General features: G+C 62.4%; 2 protein-coding genes and 2 pseudogenes. 3 read left to right on the top strand and 1 reads right to left on the bottom strand.

Annotation, left to right across the window (positions count from 1 at the left end):
- From Q1A87_RS23115 to Q1A87_RS23100, 3 genes and pseudogenes are all read left to right on the top strand, one after another.
- A partial coding sequence (locus Q1A87_RS23115) for a DUF6880 family protein (RefSeq protein WP_363323064.1) occupies positions 1 to 481 on the top strand: 481 nt, incomplete at its 5' end.
- Positions 405 to 1307 (top strand): annotated as a pseudogene (locus Q1A87_RS24385) (DUF6880 family protein). The gene Q1A87_RS23115 and the pseudogene Q1A87_RS24385, both read left to right, overlap by 77 nt.
- 406 nt (positions 1308 to 1713) lie before the next feature.
- Positions 1714 to 2826, top strand: a complete 1113-nt coding sequence (locus Q1A87_RS23100) for a zinc-binding dehydrogenase (protein ID WP_299657096.1) — start codon at positions 1714 to 1716, stop codon at positions 2824 to 2826.
- Between the two features lie 223 nt (positions 2827 to 3049).
- Here the strand turns inward: Q1A87_RS23100 and Q1A87_RS23095 are convergent.
- A pseudogene (locus tag Q1A87_RS23095) lies at positions 3050 to 3378 on the bottom strand (hypothetical protein); the annotation flags it as partial.

The following is a 3378-nucleotide window of genomic DNA, read 5'->3' as shown; positions in this document are numbered from 1 at the left end:
CGGTCCACTGGACCGTTTCCTGACCCTCCTCACCGCTGTAGACCGGCTGCGCGCCGCGCTTGCCGGACGGCGCCGCACGCCGAGGTGTCGAGGTGTCGAACGAACCTTTCGTGACTCCTTGCGTATGATAGAGGAGACCGTCGTACCGCAGGACGCCGACGAGGCCTTCGGATTGCTGTGGTCATTCCTTCAACTGGCCCCCTCGATCCACGAACGCACCGACGACAGCAACGGAGCGATCGGGAAGGTCATGGACGACGCGGCAGAGATCATCGCGAACGTCGCGCCGAGCCTGAACGTGACCTACGAAGTACTGGCGGATCGCATCCTCGATGCCGTCGCCGGGGCGGATTACGGCGAGTTCGACGGGATCATACCGGCCACGGCCGAGGCCCTCGGGGACGATGGCCTTGCCCATCTCAAGGAGATTACGGAGGCTTGGGCCGAAGTCCCACCGAGCGATGCCGAAATGGAAGCTTAACCAATTCTATGGTCGCGCATCAAGCGCCGAGGACCGCGTGCGGCGCGACAAGCACCTCACGAAGTCGATCATCCTGGCCGACATTGCCGACGTGCAGGGGGATGTTGACACCTACATGGCCCGTTACTCCCGGGAGCAACTGACGTTCGGCACCATCGCGCCAGGTGTGGCACGCCGATTGCTTGATGCGGGCCGCGTGGACGAGGCATTCGGGATCATCGCCGATGCCCGCGCAGCTGCGGAGGCCAGGTCATCCGAGCTTCTTCGCCATGACCTCGACGAGATTTATGAGGAATGTCTCAGCAAGCAGGGGCGGACGGATGACCTCAAGTTTCATCTTTAAGAGAGGTTCGGACAAGCGCTCAGCGCACCCAGCCTTCGCCGGTACCTGAGATTGCTGCCGGATTTCGATGACATGGAAGCTGAGGAAAGAGCCCTCGACCACGCGGAGGCCTTCCCGCATCTCGAAAGCGCACTGTGCTTTCTGGTCGACTGGCCGGCGCATGAGCGTGCTGCACGCCTCGTGATCTCCCGGGCCGAGGAGCTGGACGGCGAAGATTACGAAACGCTCACCCAGGCTGCCGACAGACTGAAGGACAACTATCCGCTCGCCGCGACCCTGATGCTGCGTGCCATGATCAACAATACCCTCGACCGTGCGAAATCCAGCCAATACCGCCACGCCGCTCGCCATCTCGCCGAATGCCAGTCATGCCATGCCGCCATCGAAGATCATCGCAACATTCCTCCACACGCCCGGTTCGTCGAGGCTCTCATGCAGAAACACGGGCGGAAGTACGGGTTCTGGCAACTGGTGGAGACATAGCGGACGGCCCAGAGCTGCCATTCGCCACAGCTCTCATCACCGCGATGCCGTTTCCTCGAACCGGACTTTTGTACCATCGCGCAGCAAAATCGGATGGGCGCATATCGGCAGGGTTATCCCGTCCGGTCACCTCAGGCAGGACGGGACACAGGACCAGCTAAAACAGCTCGTCCTGAGTACAGCGGAAAGCCCGTACTCTTTGTCACAGGAAAGCAGAGCGCAGGCCTTTTCTGTGTTCAAAAGCGATAAACTCTAACGCAGGTGGAACGGTTTTCCAGCCGCGCCTATCCGACAATCCGCCACACAGCCATCATCCCACCGTCACGTCGTGCTTTGAACAGGCCCCGTGACTTCTGAACCGATTGCTTCAGTTTTGACCGAAACGCATTTGGCAAAGGACCCCGGCATGGCCACCACCGGAAAACACCTCTTCACCACGCTGGAGGCGGACGGCACGCTGACCGTCGCGCTGGAGAACGTGACCTTCGACGACCCCACCGGCAGCCAGGTGCTGGTGCGCATGGATGCCGCGCCGATCAACCCGTCCGACCTCGCGATCCTCGTCGGTGGCGCGGACATGGAGAATGCCGAGTACAGCCAGGGCAAGTTCGTGGCGAAGATGCCCGAACAAGCCAACGCCGGGTCCACGGCCCGCCACGGCCTGAAGCTGCCCGCGGGCAACGAAGGCGCCGGCACGGTGATCGCCGCGGGCGACAGCGATGCGGCGCAGGCTTTGAAGGGGCAGCGCGTCTCCTGTGTGCCGGGCAATGCCTACAGCCAGTATTGCATCGCCGATGCCGGCATGTGCCTGCCGCTCGGCGAGCATTCGGCGGAAGAGGGGGCGAGCGCCTTCGTCAACCCAATGACCGCATTGGGCTTCGCAGAGAACGCCAAGGCGGACGGGCAGGACGCCATTCTCCACACGGTCGGCGCGTCGAACCTCGGCCAGATGCTCACCCGCATCTGTCAGGAGGACGGGATCGAGCTGGTCAACATCGTGCGCAAGAGCGATCAGGTCGACCTGCTGAAGGATCTGGGCGCCGAGCACGTGGTCAATTCCTCCAACGAGGATTTCATGGACCAGCTGACCGCCGCCATCCGCGACACCGGCGCGTTCTACGGGTTCGACCCCGTGGGCGGCGGCAAGCTCGTCGATACCGCGTTCGAGGCGATGGAACGCGTCGCGATCGAACGGATGACCGAGTATTCGCGCTACGGCTCGAACCGGCAGAAGCGCATGTTCATCTACGGCCGTCTCGACACGGGCGCGACGATCCTGACGCCCAGCTACGGCTTCGGTTGGACTCTGTCAGGCTGGCTGCTGTTCCCTTTCCTTCAGTCGGTTGGGCAGGAGGCCACGGAGCGCATGCGCCGACGCGTGCGCGACAGTCTCACGACGACCTTCGCAAGCCACTACAAGGAACGCGTCACGCTGGACGAGATGCTGACGAAAGACGCCGTTATGGACTATCGCACCATGCGCACCGGTGAGAAGTACCTCGTTAACCCATGGGGGTGATTGACCTGAGAAGCACCGAAACAGCCGCAATAAGGCGGTGCTTCTCACTTGGACTGAGACACTTTGCAAACAGTAGGACTTTGGCTGCTTCATGAGGGAAGTGGCCCACCTTCGTAGGCAGCCCACAGCTGCTTTTCGCTCATCAGGTCGGTGCCGCAACGCAGCATCACCGAAGCAGCCATTCGCGAAAGATCGAGGACAGCTGTCGGCCCAGAAAGACGTCCTACCGTTTTGACGGACGGCGGTACGCAATTAAGCGTTTGCGAATGATCTCGGCCAACGTCCCGACGAGAAGGCCTATCAGCGGGTTGATGAGCACCGTGCCGAGAGCAGTGGCCGCGATGACCGGCCGGCAGGACGGCATGGCGTCCATGAGACGCCGGCTGAATGCAAGCTCGCCTGCCGCGATGAACAGCAATACTCCCAGCGTTCCCGCCGAGATGGCTGAAAGCGCCATGCTGCGCACGCCCGCTGGAGATAGTGTCCCACCCTGTGGTGTAGGAGGCCGCGCGCGGAGCCTTTGGCTCGGCGCAGCGTGCGGCCGGGCTGGTG

The sequence above is a fragment of the uncultured Jannaschia sp. genome, assembly GCF_947494055.1.
Classification (GTDB): Bacteria; Pseudomonadota; Alphaproteobacteria; order Rhodobacterales; family Rhodobacteraceae; genus Jannaschia.
Note: the sequence above shows the minus strand (reverse complement) of the source record. Positions and strands in the feature narration are given on the sequence as shown.

What these genes read in the sequence shown, in the direction of transcription:
- Q1A87_RS23100 (WP_299657096.1), top strand. Translation starts at nt 1,714, where the DNA reads ATGGCCACCACCGGAAAACACCTCTTCACCACGCTGGAGGCGGACGGC.